Annotated in this window: 13 protein-coding genes; 1 reads left to right on the top strand and 12 read right to left on the bottom strand. The window is 40.2% G+C overall.

Translation table 11 applies throughout. The features are described 5' to 3' along the window. Nucleotides 1-90 precede the first annotated feature (90 nt). The 9 genes from mtgA to AC30SH_RS06435 form a co-directional block, all read right to left on the bottom strand. A complete protein-coding gene (mtgA, locus tag AC30SH_RS06475) occupies nucleotides 91-864 on the bottom strand; it encodes a monofunctional biosynthetic peptidoglycan transglycosylase (RefSeq protein WP_212510487.1) in 774 nt (257 codons plus the stop codon). Then, a complete protein-coding gene (gene trpR / locus AC30SH_RS06470; protein WP_212510488.1) occupies nucleotides 842-1,150 on the bottom strand; it encodes a trp operon repressor in 309 nt (102 codons plus the stop codon). Before trpR ends, mtgA begins: the two co-directional genes overlap by 23 nt. Nucleotides 1,151-1,182: 32 nt before the next feature. Next, nucleotides 1,183-3,420 (bottom strand): transglycosylase SLT domain-containing protein, encoded by a 2,238-nt coding sequence (locus AC30SH_RS06465; protein WP_212510489.1) that lies wholly within the window; start codon nucleotides 3,418-3,420, stop codon nucleotides 1,183-1,185. Between the two features lie 94 nt (nucleotides 3,421-3,514). Then, nucleotides 3,515-3,811 (bottom strand): YciI family protein, encoded by a 297-nt coding sequence (locus AC30SH_RS06460; protein WP_212510490.1) that lies wholly within the window; start codon nucleotides 3,809-3,811, stop codon nucleotides 3,515-3,517. A gap of 19 nt (nucleotides 3,812-3,830) precedes the next feature. Further along, nucleotides 3,831-4,292 (bottom strand): acyl-CoA thioester hydrolase YciA, encoded by a 462-nt coding sequence (gene yciA / locus AC30SH_RS06455; RefSeq protein WP_021616162.1) that lies wholly within the window; start codon nucleotides 4,290-4,292, stop codon nucleotides 3,831-3,833. Nucleotides 4,293-4,295: 3 nt separating this feature from the next. Beyond that, nucleotides 4,296-4,847: a septation protein A gene (locus AC30SH_RS06450; RefSeq protein WP_212510491.1), complete on the bottom strand. Its 552-nt coding sequence runs from the start codon at nucleotides 4,845-4,847 to the stop codon at nucleotides 4,296-4,298. A gap of 7 nt (nucleotides 4,848-4,854) precedes the next feature. After that, complete coding sequence (locus tag AC30SH_RS06445) at nucleotides 4,855-5,613, bottom strand: beta-methylgalactoside transporter (RefSeq protein ID WP_212510492.1); 759 nt, start codon at nucleotides 5,611-5,613, stop codon at nucleotides 4,855-4,857. 156 nt (nucleotides 5,614-5,769) lie between these two features. Beyond that, a complete protein-coding gene (gene recN, locus AC30SH_RS06440; RefSeq protein ID WP_212510493.1) occupies nucleotides 5,770-7,446 on the bottom strand; it encodes a DNA repair protein RecN in 1,677 nt (558 codons plus the stop codon). A gap of 74 nt (nucleotides 7,447-7,520) precedes the next feature. Then, nucleotides 7,521-8,438: an NAD(+) kinase gene (locus AC30SH_RS06435; RefSeq protein WP_212510494.1), complete on the bottom strand. Its 918-nt coding sequence runs from the start codon at nucleotides 8,436-8,438 to the stop codon at nucleotides 7,521-7,523. Nucleotides 8,439-8,565: 127 nt separating this feature from the next. Here AC30SH_RS06435 and grpE point away from each other — a divergent pair, with 127 nt between their 5' ends. After that, on the top strand, nucleotides 8,566-9,144 hold the full coding sequence (grpE, locus tag AC30SH_RS06430; RefSeq protein ID WP_212510495.1) for a nucleotide exchange factor GrpE: 579 nt from the start codon (nucleotides 8,566-8,568) through the stop codon (nucleotides 9,142-9,144). Between the two features lie 107 nt (nucleotides 9,145-9,251). Here grpE and AC30SH_RS06425 read toward each other — a convergent pair whose 3' ends face one another. The 3 genes from AC30SH_RS06425 to mnmC all read right to left on the bottom strand — a co-directional run bounded on the left by AC30SH_RS06425 (nucleotide 9,252) and on the right by mnmC (nucleotide 17,901). Continuing rightward, a complete protein-coding gene (locus AC30SH_RS06425; protein ID WP_489582275.1) occupies nucleotides 9,252-12,248 on the bottom strand; it encodes a TonB-dependent hemoglobin/transferrin/lactoferrin family receptor in 2,997 nt (998 codons plus the stop codon). A gap of 278 nt (nucleotides 12,249-12,526) precedes the next feature. Further along, nucleotides 12,527-15,685 (bottom strand): TonB-dependent hemoglobin/transferrin/lactoferrin family receptor, encoded by a 3,159-nt coding sequence (locus tag AC30SH_RS06420; protein ID WP_489582274.1) that lies wholly within the window; start codon nucleotides 15,683-15,685, stop codon nucleotides 12,527-12,529. Between the two features lie 197 nt (nucleotides 15,686-15,882). After that, entirely contained in the window at nucleotides 15,883-17,901 is a 2,019-nt protein-coding gene (gene mnmC, locus AC30SH_RS06415; RefSeq protein WP_489582273.1) for a bifunctional tRNA (5-methylaminomethyl-2-thiouridine)(34)-methyltransferase MnmC2/FAD-dependent 5-carboxymethylaminomethyl-2-thiouridine(34) oxidoreductase MnmC1, read from the bottom strand. Nucleotides 17,902-17,939: the final 38 nt, after the last annotated feature.

The following is a 17,939-nucleotide window of genomic DNA, read 5'->3' as shown; positions in this document are numbered from 1 at the left end:
TCAAGAAAATGGCGAATTTATTAATCAAAAAGTATTTAATTAAGGTTTTTTGAGTAATTTATTTATTTTTGATTTTGAAATAAATCGGAACTAATTGAGCGTTTCTAAGTATGATTTACCCAATTGTTCCATTTGACGTTGAATCCAAAGCTGTCTGCGCTTGGTATAAGCACTCGGGGCATTGGCTTTATAAATGAGCGGATTGGGCAGCGTGGCGGCTAAAAGTGCGGCTTCATTTTGCGATAAATTTTTGGCCGGTTTTTTGAAGTAAAAACGGCTGGCAGCCTCTACGCCATAAATGCCTTCGCCAAATTCCGCGATGTTTAAATACACTTCGAGAATACGCTTTTTGGACCACAAGGTTTCTAACATTAAGGTTGCCGGCACTTCGATTGCTTTGCGTAACCAACTTTGTCCATGCCATAAATAGAGATTTTTGGTAGTTTGTTGAGAAATGGTGGAGGCACCACGGATTCGATTGCTTTTTTGATTATGCAGAAAAGCCCGTTTAATTGCGGTGAAATCAAAGCCGTAGTGTTCGGGGAAATTCTGATCTTCAGCCGCAATCACCGCCAGTTGCATTTGCCAAGAAATATCCTCTAAGCTCACCCAATCGTAGCGTGTTTGATAAGTAAAATCACCGGACAAAATATGAGATACTTTTTGTTCCAGCATATAACTTGAATAAGGAATGGGAATAAAACGAAAGGCAAAGGTGACTACTAAAGTAGCAAGTAAAAAACGATATAAAAAACGTACCGCACTTTGAGTGGGAAATTTCCTGAAAAGCGGTAATCTGCGCAAGGATAGATTGCGCAGGTTACTTAGTTTGAATGGAAATTTAATGGTTTTTTTCTTGCGCATTGAGTTGCGTTTTTATCCAATCAATAAAAACAGGATCCATGGTTTTTAACATATTAGATCCCCGAGTGATGGTTGCCGCACTGGTATTCAGATTTTGTTGAATTTCACGCTGAGGCAGCTCTTTATTGAGTAGTTGAGCGATGATTTGTAGGCGAAGCCCTAATGCATCACGCTCATCAGGGGTAAGCAATAAGGTTAATACTTCTTGAGCCTTACCTTGTTCAAAAGCGGTTTGCAACATATTGAGGAAGGCATTCCATTGTTCTAAATCGCGACTAATATACATATCAACAATCCTATACTATTAAACTAGTCTGGCTAGTATAGCCGATCAAATTCTTCTTTGCTAAAGGTTTGTGGTTCTTCTTTTTCTTGCAATATTTGATAGTAAAAATCGTAAGTTAGCACATTTTGAACATAACCACGGGTTTCATAGAACGGAATAGATGCCACAAATTCATCCATTTCCAACTTGCCATTGGCACGCGCCAACCATTTTTCCACACGATGAGCACCTGCATTATAAGCGGAAGCAATCAAAATGCGATTATTCGGATATTTGGCGTTTAGCTCCGCTAAATGTGCCGTGCCTAACAAAATATTATTGAGCGGCTTAAATAAGTCCGCCTCGCCTGCATAAGGCAATTTGGCATTGTCTGCTGTTGCTTTGGCAGTACTTGGTAGCAATTGCATTAATCCGCGTGCATTGGCGGAAGATTGTGCTTGTGGGTTCCACGCGCTTTCCTGACGAGAAATCGCCATGGCGAAACTTTTACTGACATTGGTATTTAGCGCGGCTTGCGGTTTGGTTTTGCTTAACGCCGAGCGGCTTTTGAGTGCAATATCATAATAATCGCTATAAGCAATTGGTAAGCGCAACTGAATGTAATCAAACGCTTTAGCAATAATGGAGCCATCCACACCTAAATCAAACCAGTTTTGTTGGTTGGCATATTGACTAAGCGCCATTTGTTTCTCTTTTTTGGCATCACCGGACAGATTTTCCAACAAGAAACGCCAACGCTGTTTAGCCGGGCCAAATCTTTCGAGTTGACGTAGTTCGGCAATTTCTTCCAATGCCGGTTTTACTTTTTTGAATTCATCAGCCCAATAAGGATCGGAGATACTCGGGGCAATAAGTAATTCTGGTTGGCCGAAATCATAACCGTTGCCACGGGTTTTCGGATGTAATTTGGCGGCTGCCAACATTGGATAAAAACCGCGTTCGTCAGAAAGTGCGGTCAATATTTCTTTTGTTTTTTTGCTATCGCGTTTTGCTATTGTTTTGGCTTGCCAATAACGCCATTCCTGTTTTTGCTGACCTTCTTCTGAAAGTGCGTTGAGCCATGGGGTTAAATCGGTCTTTTGCCAAATGGCCATACGCAAACGGCGTTCGGTAAGGTTATCTGCTTTTAATTTGAGAATTTCTGCATCCCGCCATTGTTGGAAATTCGGGCTTTCATTGTCAAAAAAACGACCAAGAAAAGCAATTTCCCACTCACGAATTTGCGCATCTGTTAATTGCCAATTTTTTGCCCATTGTTGATAGGGGGCAAAGTTAGGCTCTTTCATTGTTTCCGATAGAGTGCGTAAATAACGCGGAAAGGTCTGCACCACTGCAAATTTTGTGACGATTTTATTATTTTCTTCAATGAGTGGTAGTCTATCGGCCAATTCAGGCAGGGTTGCCGGATTTTTTAATAGGGATTCAAAGCGTTTTAAATTTGCCAAAACCATTTCGTCTTCTTTCGCACTATCAATTTTATTTAATTCCGATGATAGCAACGCCATCCCGTTCGCATCATTTTGGGCAAAGAGTTCCTCGGCTTTTTGGTAGATTTTATCTTGTGTCCGTTTGCCATCGGAATACCATTTTGCCCAGAGTTGCGCGTCATTAGGAAGTTTGCTGTTGGCTAACCAAAGTTGTTCATAGCGGGAAATAATGTTTGAGTCGCTGTTGGAGTTTTGTTTTTTATTTGTTTCGTTTTTTGTGCGTTCAAGCTGAAGTTCGGCATTTAATACGGCTATTTGCATCTCCAAGGAACTTGGCTTAACACGTTGTGCATAATGGACTAATCCTTCCGTATCATCAGCATTTATTAATAGTGTGAAAATGCCTTGTTCCCATCGATTACGTAAAAAATGCGTAGGATTTTGCGTGATAACTTGTTCGATTTCGTGTTTTAATGCCTTTACCTCTTCAGGTAGCGTATCTTTACTAACGCTTTTAATGCGGGCATCAATGTAGGTGGTTGTCGCATCCATTTGCAATGGATAGCCTTTTAAAGACTCAATGAGGTTAAGATATAACTCAGCATTATCAGAAACGTTGTTATTTTTCACCGCACTTTTAAGCAGATTTTCCAATTGAAGGAACGTTGAACGTTGCTTAATCAAAAGCAATTCCGAATCATGTTGCTGTTGTGCCCACTTTGCTTGTTCTTGCGCTAAATTGATTTCGTGGGGTACGGCGCTTTCGGTTTTTGCTGCCAAGGCAGAGAAAGAAAGTGCGGTTAAAATTAACAGAGAAATTGAGGTTCGTTGCAAGTATCGCATGGCTATTTTCCATTAGTCATAAATCAAAGGCGGATACTTAGATCCGCCTTTGTTATCATTAGTTCAACATGTTTCCGTGATGACCGTTTGAAAATTAAAATACTTTTTTAAACGGCTTAATGATGACATCGCCATACACGCCGGCTTCTACATAAGGATCTTGAGCTGCCCAGTCTTTTGCTGCTTGCAAGCTATCAAACTTGGCAATGACGGTCGAACCGGTGAAACCGGCCTCACCCGGATTTTCATCATCAATAGCTGGGTTTGGGCCTGCGGTTAATAAACGCTCTTCCGCTTGGAGTTGTTTCAAACGAGCAAGGTGTTGTTCACGCACTGCTAAGCGTTGAGCCAACGTGTTCGGTTTGTCTTGAGCAAAAATGACGTAGTACATTTTGAGTCCTCTTTTTAGTTTATGGCGTTTTCATGTGTGCCAAAGCGGCATCTAATTCGTGATTATTTTCGCGTGGAATAGCACGAGGTTTGCCTTCCTGATCGACAGCAACAAATGTAAATTGCGCTTCTGTCACGCAATAGCGTTCACCGATAGGTTCGCTTGCAACTTTTTTAACCCACACTTCCACTTTGATTTTAATTGAGCTACGTCCAACGTGTAAACATTGTCCATAGCAACAAACTACATCTCCAACAGAAACCGGTTGAATGAAATTCATGCTTTCAACGGCGACAGTCACAACGCGTCCATGAGCGATTTCTTTTGCTAAGATAGCACCGCCAATGTCCATTTGAGACATAATCCAACCACCAAAAATATCACCGTTAGCGTTGGTGTTTGAGGGCATCGCTAACGTTCTAAGCAGAAGGGTGCCGTGAGATTGTTGTCCGGTTTTGCTATCAATTAATTGAGGTGACATTGATTATTCCTTGTTTTTTTCTTGTTGTGTTTGAGGTAAATAGCGATAAATATAAATTCCGGTAATGAGCGTGGCGGCAAAGGTCATGCCGATGATGCCGAAGGATTTAAAATCGACCCAAATATCATCGGATAAATATTGGCTGATATAAATGTTGATTAACATACATAAAATAAAAAAGCCGCTCCAACCTAGATTTAGGTTTTTCCAAACATGTTCCGGCAATTGGATTTCTTTTCCAAGGAGTTGTTTAATCAACATTTTTTTGAAACCAAATTGAGCAATAAGCAAAACCAGCGCAAAAACCGCATAAATAATCGTGACTTTCCATTTTAAAAATTCAAGATCGTTAAAATAGGCGGTTAACGTACCAAAGAAAATAACAGCACCCGCAACAATTTTTTGTTGCGTTTCAACTTTGCCGTATTTCACTTTCAAAATAATAAATTGCACGATGGTGGCAATGACCAATGTCATTGCCGCTTCACGAATCCCAACTAATTTATATACTGCAAAGAAAAGAACTAAGGGAATAAACTCAAGTAATTGTTTCATATTGATGTTATGCCTTTGCAATGAATAACGTATAAAAACGGTAAGTGACAACCAATGCAAACACGTTGATTAATGCCGCAATGATACCGGTAATGACAGCCATGATGGCATTGCTTGAAAAACTGATCAGAAAACTTTCAGCCAAAGGCACAAGAACATAAATCAGTAAGCTGAAGATAAATAAGGATGAAACACGTCCCATCGCAGCGCGCCAAGTAATTTTAGCGGAAGTACTTATGCCGGCATCAGTTAATAAATAATGCACCGGCGCCAAACAAAGACGAATATATAAGCCGATACCGATAATAATCGCAAATAACGAAATAATAGAAGGCTGTACTTTTTGTTGAATGGCGATCATGGCTTCTGTAAGTCCCACAAGAATTGGGGTAAAAATCAAGAAGCTTAGTAAAAGGGCGCCCCAAATACGCTTCAATGTTGAGGCGAAACTCTGCAGAACGGTATTGAACTGTCGCAAACTAATTTGATGAATGGTGACTAAACACCATGCACTGATAAAAATATAAATAAACTGTTTAAGAAAAAAGAATGTCACCAAATTGATGCCTTGTTCTTCTGAGATAGCGGAAGAAATTTGGTTGTTTGACAGAGAAACAACGATTTCATTTGGCAACATCGCTGATTGCAACAACACCATGATGATGTCGGCAAAAAAGTAAAGTGCGCACAAGACGATAATATTTCGCTTTTCATTTTGCATGAAATGAAAGCTATCTTTAATGATTTGGGTAAAGTTTATTGGCATTTCATTTACTTAATTAAGAGTGAAAGAAAGAGCCTAATTATACTGGCCTTTCAGGATAAAAACATAAAAAAAAGAAATTTGTATCAAAACGATTTTATTGTTTTTTCCATATAAAAATTGGGCGTTATTTTCGCCCAATTTTTTTGTCTTCTTCACTTATGCTGCAGCATCTAGCATTTCTTGTGCATTGGCTAAGACGGCATCCGTAATTTTGCTTCCGCCTAATAATTTGGCTAATGCCTTGACGCGTTGCTGAGGAGAAAGTGCGGTCATTTTTGTTTCCGTTTTTTGATCGACGGTCGATTTCTCAACAGAAAAATGATGTGTTCCGTGGCAGGCGACTTGCGGCAAGTGAGTAACACAAATGACTTGGCATTTTTCGCTGAGTTTTCTTAATAATTTACCGACCACATTTGCAGTGGCACCGCTAATACCGACATCAATTTCATCAAAAATTAATGTTGGGATGGCGGTTTGGTTAGATCCTTGTACCTGAATGGCTAAGGCAATGCGGGAAAGCTCACCGCCGGAAGCAATTTTAGCGAGTGGTTGAGCGCTTTGGCCTAAGTTACTTTGTAGGGTAAAAATCGCATTATCTGCGCCATTTGCACTTATCTTGTCATAGTCACTATGCAATTCAATAAAGAATTCTGCGTGTTCCATCGCTAATTGTTTGATGGATTTGGTTACTTGCTGTGCCAGCTTTTGTGCACCCAATTGACGGCTTTGATGAAGTGCGGTCGCGGTGGCAAGCATTTTTTCGTGAGCTGCTTGCTCTTGTTGAATGAGCATTTCTTCACTGCCGGAAAAATCTTCCAATTCATTCAATTCCGCTTTGAGACGACGGTGTAATGCCACTAAATCTTGTGGTTTTACATTGTGCTTGCGCGCTAATTGCACAGTTTGTCCTAGGCGTTGTTCAATGTCTGCCAATAACGTTGGATCTTGCTCAATATTGCTGCTTAACGACTGAATTTCATTGGTGGCTTCTTGCACTTGAATCAATGCTTCATTTAATAGATTTTGCACATTAGTATAACGATTATCTAACTCGCAGAGTTCACTTAAATGTTGCACAGCGCGATAAAGTAGCGAATCTACGCTGACCGTTTCATTTTCACTTAATAATTGCAAAACTGATTGGGAAAGCTGCGTTAGTTCTTCACTGTTGGAGAGACGAAGATGATCCGCTTCTAATTCCTCGTATTCATTTTCTTTTAAATTAAACTCATCCAGTTCACTTACTTGATATTGTAAAAGCTGTTTTCTCGCTTCGTTTTCCGCGCATTTTTGTTGGAAGGTTTTGACTTGATGTTGCAAATTGCGCCATGTTTGATAATCAAGGCTCATTTGTTGTAAAAGTGCGGTATGTTGACAGAAATTATCGACTAACTGCAGTTGGTAGTCGTTTTTCAGTAAACGTTGCGAGGCGTGTTGCCCATTAATTTGAATGAGATGTTGCCCGATCTCTTTTAATTGGGCGGCCGACACAGGAATGCCATTAATGAATGCTTTAGAGCGTCCGTCATGATTAATAATGCGGCGTAAAATGCAGTCTTCAGGATTGTCAGGATCCTGCAATTCGTTTTCTTGTAGAAATTGGAAAGCCGGGTTGTTACTGTTTAGATGAAACGTCGCGCAAATATCGGCGCGTTCTTGACCCTCCCGTAACATGGAGGCTTCTGTTCGTTGTCCGAGACAAACACCTAGTGCATCAATGGCAATGGATTTTCCCGCGCCGGTTTCCCCGGTGATGACGGACATTCCTTGTAATAATTCAATATTTAACTGACGAACGATAGCAAAATTATTAATAGTGAGTTGGGTCAACATAAGCAAATCCTCTTTACTGTATGTTTATCAGTATATTACTGTTTTAATATACAGTAAAGAGGGTTTGTTAATCTTTAAGAAAAGTTACGTAGCCAACCTAATTTGGAGCTTAATACTTTGTAATAATTGTAGCTTTTGAGGTGCAGTAAACGGAGAGGATAGTCACATTTTTGAATGTGGATAATATCATCAGGTCCGAATTGGAGGGCAACTTGACTGTCACAACCTAACTCTAATTGAGAGGTGTTGTATTCCGCAAAGCGAATAGAAATTTTGCTGTTGCCATCCACTACGAGCGGGCGTGAAGACAGGGTGTGCGGGAACATCGGCACCAATGCGATGGCATTTAATTGCGGGGTTAAAATCGGGCCACCGGCGGAAAGAGAATAGGCGGTTGAACCGGTAGGCGTTGAAATAATTAAACCATCGGAACGTTGTGAAAACGCAAATTGATCGTTGATATGCACATGAAAATCAATCATATGCGCAATTTTTGCCGGGTGAATCACCGCCTCGTTGACGGCAATACTACTGACAATGATTTCATTGTCGCGTTCCACGCAGGCTTTCAAGAGGAAGCGCTCTTCCACAAAAAACTCGCCGTTTTCCAAGCAAGCTTGTAATTGGGAATAGGCGTTTTTGGGGTCAATGTCCGTTAAAAAACCTAAATTGCCACGGTTGATGCCAATAAGCGGAATATGATATTCGGCTAAAATGCGGGCACGCCCCAACATATTGCCATCGCCACCAATCACAATGGCAAGTTGGGCGGATTGGCCGATTTCCTCTAGGCTAGCTAAATGTTTTGGCGGAAGGTCAATTTTTTTACCGATGTCTTGCTCAACCAACACGTGATAACCGCGTTCAATTAGCCAAAAAAACAGGTTTTTATGCATTTGTAGGTTGATATCATTTCTCGGTTTACCAACTAATGCAATGGTTTGAAACGAGGTATGCAACGTTTGCGGTTTTGCCGAATTTAACGTGTCCATATTGTTTTTACACTAACTTGAATTCAATGAATTGGGCATTATATTACAACAGAAAGCCTTTTACTCAAGTGGTAAATGCAGCATTTTTTGTTATAATCGCCCAACTTTTATTAATCGGAGAATGACAATGGCAGACGAGCAAAAACAAGAACAAAACGAAGAATTAGAACAAGATCTTCAATCGCAAGAAGTGGATGTTGAAGAACAAAAACAAACGGAAGATCCTTTGGAAGAAGCGATTGCACGCGTACAAGAATTAGAAGCGCAATTAGCGGAAACTGCAAAAAAAGAACAAGATTTATTGTTACGTACTCGTGCTGAAATCGACAATATTCGTCGTCGTACAGAACAAGATGTTGAAAAAGCGCATAAATTTGCGTTAGAAAAATTTGCCAAAGACATTTTAAACACCATTGATAACTTAGAACGCGCTCTAGCCACGCCGGCAAACATGGAAGACGAATCCGTTAAAGCTTTATTTAACGGCGTAGAGTTAACGTTAAAAGAATTATTGGCAACGGTTGCCCGTTTCGGCGTTGAGCCTGTAGGCGTTGTCGGTGAGATTTTCAATCCGGATCTCCACCAAGCTATTTCCATGCAACCGATGGAAGGCTTTGAAACTAACCAAATCACCACTGTGTTACAAAAAGGCTACTTGCTTAACGGTCGCGTGATTCGCCCGGCAATGGTGATGGTCGCGGCGTAAGTTAATTACAGATAAAAGAGCGGTCAGTTTCTAAAACGTTTTGAAATCCGACCGCACTTTAGAAGAAAGAAAAAGGAGAAGCTTGAAACTTCTCCTTTTTTGTTGGGTTAAAAGGTAAGTTCTGCATTGAAGCGGAAGTTTCTACCTGGAGCATAGAAGCGCTTGATTGCAGCGCCGGTATTTTGATCGATTAAGTTAAGCGTTCCGATTGCGCGAATAGAACGTGCAGAATCCCAAGTGATGTATTTGCGATCAGTGATGTTATATACACCCGCCGTTAAGGTGAGATTCTTAATTGGTCGAGCGTAAACGATGGCATCTAAGATAGTGTAGTGTCCACTTCGCCAAGCTAATGTACTGTCAGTAACCCGTTTACCTTGAACGAGTCTATTTGGGTCTTCACTTTGTGTTTTCCAATACATATTGTAGGTATCGCTGCGTTTTTTCGGTGCAACATCCGTGATAAATAAATCGATCCCATATTGATCACCTTCAGTAGAGTAGCCTAGATTATATACAGATGTGGTTGGCTGAATAGCATTCATTGGAATATTGCCGTTAACTTTACCTTTTTGGTGAGTCAACTTATAGCCTATTCTAAATCCTTGTAAAATTGGTGTTAGATCGCCTAGTTCAACATGTGAATTTACTTCAACACCGGTTACTTTTGCGCCGTCGCGGTTCTGGTTTTGATAGAACGGATAAGTTAATGCGCTGCCTTGCTCAATGGCTCTTTCTCCCATAAAGACTAAATCAATAAAGTGATCATAATCGGTTCTAAATGCACTGAGTGTGAAATAACTACGATCTTTATAAAATGTAAACGCGACTTCCTTAGTTTTAGCAATTTCTGCTTTCAACTTGGTGTTTGGGGTAATTGAAAAGCTTGGATGCTTAAAGGTCATATACACTTCGTCTGAGGTTGGTGCACGGAACCCGTTGGAATACTTAAATTGTACCCGCATCCAATCAAGTGGATCTAAGTTGAGTCCAATGTTATAAGAATGGTGTTTATAGGATGTAGTACGCAAGAGTTGCTCTAGATTTTGAGCAAAATTTTTGTTCATACAGTCTGTGTTATAACCGCAGTTTGCACCAGGGCCGTAAGGAATCGCACCGTCAGGGAAAGGAACAAAAATCCCGGCAATAAGACCTTTTGGTACAGGAATATTTGGATTATAGCTTGGAAGATGTTTGATCTGGTCATAGCGATAATTTAAATCAAGCCCCACCCAATCAGTAAATTTAATATTATCACCTAAATAGAACGCATGGTTTTTGGTGGTGACCGGGATTAAGTAACTGGATAAGTTTCCTGTTTTGGCTCGGTAATTACCTGTACATGAACCGGAAGGCCATTTATCTGGTGCAGGTTTGCGTTCAACCGGATAAGTTCCCTCAATTGCTTCATTACAGAAGAAATTATCAGCCCACCATTGCACGTTTCCACCCTGATAGCCGTCTTTGTTAACCATGCTTTTTTCAGTTTTGGAATATAACCCACCATATTTCAAACTATGGTTAGTTTTGCCAAGCTCAAATTCTTTATCAAAATCTAAATTGATTTGGTTGGTATCTGTATTTAAATCACGATCGTTATAGTCATTACGGCTATAGCCTGCGGAGCGTGGGAATAAATAAGACAGTTCTTCCTCTTGTAATCCTCCCCAAGCATTTGGGATAGATTTTAATGGGATATAACCATATTTTTTTCCATTTGGTAATGTTTTAGTTTCGATTTGACGATCTTCAAAATGGTATTTACTTTCATACTTCTCATTGTTTTTAACAAATACTCTGTATTTTTTAGAGCAATCTAATTTTTCACAGTCAATCAATGTCGATTCCACAGATTGTTCTTTATAATCAAACCCGGAGAGTTTTTCACCTTTGGCATTTCGATATTCACTTTCTGTGCTCCAACCGCTTTCAATTCCTTTTCCTGTGATTTCTCCACCGGTTTTATCAACGACTTTGTAAACACCATTGCTATCGTCTAAATGCAATCCTTGTTTATTTTCGACTTGAATACATTTTGACGTATAACAATACTCATCTGTTCTTGCGTTATTTGTAATTTTTTGTGAGGAATAGGAAATCTTAAAATGATCCCAAAGTGGTGTTTGGGTAAAGTTTTCATAGGTAAATTGGGTATTTTTGCGTTGGGATTTATCGTTGGTTAAACGTTCTCCATAGCGTTCAGTATCTGTTCTGGAGTGCGCTCTTAAGCTATAAGACAGGTCAGCGCCTTTGGATTTTAATTTGGAATCATCTAATGCCACGCTGAAACGATGTTCATCGTTTGGTTGAAAGCCAATTTTGATCAAATTGCTATTACGGGTAATACGGTAGGGATCCGCTTTTTCACGAGTACGCCCAACCGCCGCATGATCGGCTTCCTCATTTGGATAAATATCGTAATAATAGTTTTCTATTTCATGACCTTTTCGTTCGGTATTAATGAATAGCACATCAAACCATTTATATTTTCCAGCGAGAGTGACGGAAGTTAGGTTTTGATTATTCATAGTTTGATAACCACGTTTAATACCAATGTGATAATTTTTATTCAGCAAAAAATCACGCGCATCTTTTGTTTCAAAGGCTACAGAACCACCTAACGCCCCGCTACCGGATTTCATGGAATCGGCGCCTTTAGTGATGGTTGCCATTTTAACGTTTTCGATTTCAACATCATTTCTGGTGTTATTAAAGTTACCATAACCTTCAAAGAGTTCTTTAAATCCTTGAGAGCTTAATGTTTCAGCTTGGCGAAGGCCATCAACCATAATGCCCACACGGTTTTCATCAACACCTCGCACGGCATAGCCACTTGAACCGGTTCTTCCTGTTTCAACAACAGTGATACCTGTTTCGTAACGAACTAAATCTCGGCTATCCGCAGCTTGTCGTTTACTTAGTTTATGAGAAGTAATTTGTGTTTCACCCACTTTTTTCTCTTGTACATTGGGCTCGGAGGTATTGCCTGAAACGACAATTTCATTGAGCTGATCTTGAGTCGTACTGTTTTCAGCATAGGTAGTAGACATAGTGAGAGTAGCGAGAATGGAATAGGTGAGATAGTTTGGTTTAAATTTATGCATAAATTTATGGCTCCTAGTAAATAAAAATATAATTTATACAAATAAAAATAATTCTTATTATTATACAAAGAAAGGGATGGACGTAAAATAGGTGTGTGAGAATTTTGTGATTTATTTGATGTATATCACCAAATTTTTTCTGTTTGTAACCTTATGTAAAATAGGTCGCTAAGAAAGAATTTAGCTCATAGGAAACATGGATAAAATTTGTGATAAAAAGCGACCGCACTTTAGAAGAAAGAAAAAGGAGAAGTTTGAAACTTCTCCTTTTTTGTTGGTTAGAATTCCAATTGCATAGAGAGTCGATAGTTTCTACCCGGTGCATAGAAGCGGTTAATACCCAATCCGGTATTTTGATTGATCATATTACTTGTTCCAAATGGACGTATTGATCTTGCCGAATCCCAAGTGATGTATTTACGATTGGTTAGGTTATAGACACCCGCTCTTAATGTGAGATTTTTAATTGGTTTAACATAGCCCAATAAATCTAGGGTTGTGTAAGAATCACTTCTCCATTTAAGCGTTGTTTCTTTCTTACCTTCTTCTTTGTGATACATATTATAAGTATCTTCCGCATTTTTGGCGGATACGTGAGAAACATATAAATCTAATCCAAATTTTTCATCAGGATGAGCATAGCTAATTCCATAGATTGCTGTTTTCGGTTGAATTGGATTCATTGGAATATTGCCATCCATTCTTCCTTTTTGCTGACTATATTTATAACTTAGGCTAAATCCATTGAGGAATTTAGCAAGATAGCTTAATTCCAGATGAGATGAGATTTCAAAACCGGTTACTTTCGCATTTGGGCGATTTATATTTTGATAAACGCTAAATGGCAATAATTTAGAATGCCCTTTAAAGTTGTAATTTCCTTTATAGGATAAATCAATAAAGTTATGATATCTGGTATCAAAAACAGACCCTGTGATGTACCCCATGTCATTATGGAAAGTCAAAGAGAGTTCTTTTGTTTTTGCTGTTTCCGGTTGAAGATTTTTATTTGGTAAAATAGAAAAATCTGGATGTTTAAAGGTGAAATAAATTTCATCACTTGTCGGTGCACGGAATGCCTTACTGTATTTAACTTGTAGGCGTAACCAGTCTAACGGATCAATTGTTGTGCCAAAGGAATAAGAACTTGCTGAGAATTTTTTAGGTTGCGCAATTTCTTTAATATTGGCAATTGCGTTGGCTTCTTTCTTAGCTAATTCCGTCATATCCGTATCGGCGCGATTTGGATCAAACTTAGGTTCTGTGATATAGAGGTTTGTCACCATATCATCAGGGATTTTCGGTGTGACACCCGGAATGTATTCAGGTTGATATTTTACGCGGTCATAACGATAGCCCGCATTGAAGGCAAAATAATCGTTCACACGGAAGTCATCAATAAAATACAATGCGCCACTTTTGGTTTTAACCGGAATTAAGAAAGAAAATACATTTTGTTTGTTACAGAGAGTATGTGATCTGTCCGGATTTAATTCTGTCGGACTTAAGAATGTATCGCAGTTTGCAGGATATTCTGCCCACCATTTCAGGTTACGCGGGCTGACCCCTGACGTATTTACCATGGATTTTTCCATCTCAGCCCACAATGCACCATAGGATAGCTCGTGTTGAGTATTACCTAAGTCGATATGTTTGGTGAGATCGAGGTTAACTTGTTTGGTTTTGCTGACTAGATCGCGTTGTGACCATAAATTGTCTTGATAGCCTTTTTTATTTGGCATGAAAAACATAGGCCCGCTCAATTGGTTATTACTCATGATGGCTGTTTTGGCATATTTTTTGCCATCTTTTTCGAAGACCTCAATAGGAATATCAACAGGTGTTCCATCTTTTTGAAAGCCGGTAATGTTTGGTTTATTACAATTAAATGCCTCACAGCTAAAGATGTGATGAACGTTGGTTGGTAGGGTTTGTTCACTATCAATAACTTTACTACCTTCAGCTAATAAATCATATTTACGTCCGTCAATTTCTAAAGATTTTTCTTTCGGTGTTTTATCAGGCAGTCTTACTTCAACTTTACAAGTTGAGGTATCACCAATAGCTGGTTGATTTCTAGGGTTCCAGCTACTAAATTCCTCATCACAAGATTTTGAATAATCTTTATTAACTTGAATTCCCGGATATAAACTTTCTAGGTGATCCCATTTGGCTCTTTTATAACGGAATACACTATTTCTTCCGTCGTATGGCGCAACTGGCACATCCACCATAATTGTTTTAGTCACTGCAGGTTTTGCTGTCGTGTCTTTATAAACAACAGGTTTACCATCTTTACCGACAAGTTTGTTTTCGTCGTTATATTTCATTCCTAGTGGGTTACCGGCCAAAGCACATTTATCATTTCCATCACAATAGTCATCAGTTCTCGCACGAGTGGTGATTTTTTGTTGGGAGTAGGTGATTTTTAATGTGTCCCAAAGCGGTGTTGAGGAAAAGTTTTCGTAGGTAAAGGCAACATTTTTACGCTCGACTTTATCATCTGTATGACGTAACTCGACTTCATCATAACTTTGGTATTGTGTATTCGCTTTTAACGTGTAAGAGAAATCATGACCTTTAGAGGTTTGTTTATATAAATCGGCCATTACCGAGAAACGATGATTGTCCGTCGGTTGGAAAGCGAATTTCATTAATGTGCTGTCTAGCGTACGACGATAAGGGTCTGCTTTTTCTCTTTCTTTACCTTGGATATTGTCTTTAAAGTCTTTATAGCCAAAGTTTTCGAGCTCATTCCCTTTACGAGACGTTGCCACAACAATGGCATCAAACCATTTGTAACGCCCTGCTAGTGTTAATGTATTCAGGTTTTGATTATCTGCTGTGTTGTACCCGCGTTTGTAAGAGGCATAGTAATTTTTCTCCATGAGATAATCGCGGGCGTCTTTGGTTTCAAAACTGACTGAGCCACCCAATGCACCGCTACCGGATTTAAGAGAATCTGCACCTTTACGAATCGTTGCTTGTTTAAGCGTTTCTATTTCTGCGCTGTTACGTGTGTTATTAAAATTGCCATAGCCTTCAAACAGTTCTTTGAAGCCTTGTGAGGAAATTGTTTGTGCTTGGGCTAATCCATCAATTTGAATAGCAACCCGGTTTTCTTCTACACCACGAACGGCAAAGCCACTGTTCCCAAATCGACCAGCTTCAACTACTGTGATACCGGTGTCATAACGCACAAGATCTTTCACATCTTGGGCTTGTTCTTTTTCTAATTTTTTTGCTGTTTTAACGGTTTCCGCAATTTTAGGTGGGGTTTTGTCTGCAGCATTTCCGTTACCATTTGAATCGCCCGAAACCACGATTTCGTTGAGTTGTTCTGTCGGTTGATTGCTTGTCTCTGCAGAAGTCACAGAAGAAATACTTAGTGCTGTAAGAATGGAAAGGGAAAGATAGCTTGGTTTAAATTTACGCATAAATTTATGGCTCCTAGTAAATCAAAAAATAATTATTATACAAATAATAATAGTTCGCATTATTTTATGTGGACTTTTATTTTGTGCAAAGCATTAAAAACAATATGTTTTTAATTTTTTTGATATACATCACATTTCATTTTTCGGATTGATGAAAAAAAGACCTATTTTTTCAAATAGGTCTTGGGAAGGTGGGCTTAAAGATCTGCGACAGAAGTTCCTTTCAACAATTTTCTTATCCAACTTCGGTTTGCAGATAGGTGATGAATAAGGTCTTCGCTGAGCGGAAGTGGTTCGTTGTAGATTAACGAAGCGAGTGTTTCGCCCAGTATCGGAGCGGAGGTTAAGCCGCGTGAGCCGAGTGCGCCGATGAGATATAAATTCGGAAACACGGCAGCCTGTGGAATGGGGTGTTTGCGACGGCGTAAGTTAAACAGATTTTTATAATCTACGCATTGCTGTTCAAAATTCGGTACATTGCCGATCATTGGGATACGATCCCGCACGGCGCAACGCACGCCGATTCGCGCCAAATTGACAGAAGTATCCACCTCTTTCACCCAAGGCATATCCTCTAGGTTCTTTTGGATTTTTTCCTGATTTTCCCGCTGTTCCTGCTCGCTAAAAGCGCGGTCAGCACAGTCCCGTACGTGGCTGGCACCAATGCAATGACTGGTTTTTGCTAAATCGGCAGGTGTGAGGTAGCCGTCATAACAGAGCACGGATTTTAGTTTCAGCAGATGCTTTGACGTGGGAATCTGGCTGACTTGCCCACGCACGGCATAAAGCGGTAGCGACTGCGTTTGAGGAAATTCATGCAGTTGATGACCGTTGGCGAGGACGACGATTTGATGATGGAACCTGTCGTTTTCAGCATTTGTCACCAGCCAGCCGTTTTTTTGTGGGGAAAGTGCGGTCATTTTTTGCGATGTTTTTATACTGAGCCCACGCTGTTGCAAATAAGCAAACAGATTCTGCACAAATTGCTGTGGCGCAAGCCATCCACCCAGTGGAATAAATCCGCCGTCACAAGGCAATGGGAGACCGACTTTATCGCTTAATTCAGCTTGGTTTAGGCGTTGATAAAGGCTTTTCGGCAACTGAAGTTGCGAAACTTTCTGTAATTTGACCGCACTTTTTTCGTTATAGCCGCACAGTGCCACACCACAAAATTCATGTTCAAATTCAGTGAGGTTTTCGGCGTTACGTAATTGTTGTAAGCCGTAAGCGAAAGCCTGTATGTAAAAGCGAATGTTGCGTTCGTCATCGTCGCTCAGTTGCGGATAAAACGCGCCTTGTTTGTTGCCGGAGGCGTTCATCGCCGGCTGTGGATCTTCGCAATAAAGGGTGACGTTCGCGCCACGCTGCATTAAGGCGAATGCGGTAAATAAGGAGGCGATGCCGCCACCCACAATGGCAACATCCGCCACACTCTCAAACTGGGCGGGTTGTGGCAGGTACCATGGGGTGAAAAGTGCGGTGGTTTTTTCAAGTGTTTTTTCACCCGCCAAGCATTCACGTTTTTTACCGTAACCTTTGCGCTTTTGTACGCTGAAACCGGCATTTTCTAAACCTTTACGCACCGCGCTTGCGGCAGTGAAGGTGGCGAACGTGCCTTGCGGTTTGGTGTAACGGTACATTTGCGTATAAAGCGCGTCATTCCACATATCAGGATTTTTACTCGGAGCAAATCCGTCTAAAAACCACGCATCGATTTTGTCACGCATATAATCGCCGAGCTGTGGCAAATTGTCGTGAATGTCGCCAAACCACAGATCGAGCGTGGTTTCCTCAAAATGAAAACGATAGCAACCTTCAATGGGATCCAACCAATGCTGTTGTAATTGTGCGGAGAGAAAGGCAAATTGCGGATAATGTTGATGAGCACGCGATAGGGCTTCTGCGGTTAGCGGATATTTTTCAAAGGAAATAAAAAATAGGCGTTGTAATGTTGCCTGTGGAAATTGTTGGCGAAACTCACGAAACAGCGTGGTGACGGCAAAAAAATTCAACCCTGTGCCGAAGCCGGTTTCTGCAATGACGAAGTGCCTTTGTTGGTGTTGTTGCCAACGTTGCCACAGTTGATTGCCCTGTTGGAAAACGTAGCGGCTTTCTTCCAAACCGTCTTGGTTAGAAAAATAAACATCGTCAAATTGATTGGAAACAGGCGTGTTTTCTTGGTTAAAACTGATGTCGGCATGGCTAATAACGCGCATTGATTTCATTCCTTGGCTAATTTCATTTGGGCGATATC

It is taken from the genome of Aggregatibacter sp. HK296, assembly GCF_980469475.1.
Note: the sequence above shows the minus strand (reverse complement) of the source record. Positions and strands in the feature narration are given on the sequence as shown.

Coding starts and splice junctions, on each gene's coding strand:
- AC30SH_RS06465 (WP_212510489.1), bottom strand. CDS start 3,420: ATGCGATACTTGCAACGAACCTCAATTTCTCTGTTAATTTTAACCGCA.
- AC30SH_RS06420 (WP_489582274.1), bottom strand. CDS start 15,685: ATGCGTAAATTTAAACCAAGCTATCTTTCCCTTTCCATTCTTACAGCA.
- AC30SH_RS06445 (WP_212510492.1), bottom strand. CDS start 5,613: ATGCCAATAAACTTTACCCAAATCATTAAAGATAGCTTTCATTTCATG.
- yciA (WP_021616162.1), bottom strand. CDS start 4,292: ATGTCACCTCAATTAATTGATAGCAAAACCGGACAACAATCTCACGGC.
- mnmC (WP_489582273.1), bottom strand. CDS start 17,901: ATGCGCGTTATTAGCCATGCCGACATCAGTTTTAACCAAGAAAACACG.
- AC30SH_RS06435 (WP_212510494.1), bottom strand. CDS start 8,438: ATGGACACGTTAAATTCGGCAAAACCGCAAACGTTGCATACCTCGTTT.
- grpE (WP_212510495.1), top strand. CDS start 8,566: ATGGCAGACGAGCAAAAACAAGAACAAAACGAAGAATTAGAACAAGAT.
- AC30SH_RS06450 (WP_212510491.1), bottom strand. CDS start 4,847: ATGAAACAATTACTTGAGTTTATTCCCTTAGTTCTTTTCTTTGCAGTA.
- trpR (WP_212510488.1), bottom strand. CDS start 1,150: ATGTATATTAGTCGCGATTTAGAACAATGGAATGCCTTCCTCAATATG.
- AC30SH_RS06460 (WP_212510490.1), bottom strand. CDS start 3,811: ATGTACTACGTCATTTTTGCTCAAGACAAACCGAACACGTTGGCTCAA.
- AC30SH_RS06425 (WP_489582275.1), bottom strand. CDS start 12,248: ATGCATAAATTTAAACCAAACTATCTCACCTATTCCATTCTCGCTACT.
- mtgA (WP_212510487.1), bottom strand. CDS start 864: ATGCGCAAGAAAAAAACCATTAAATTTCCATTCAAACTAAGTAACCTG.
- recN (WP_212510493.1), bottom strand. CDS start 7,446: ATGTTGACCCAACTCACTATTAATAATTTTGCTATCGTTCGTCAGTTA.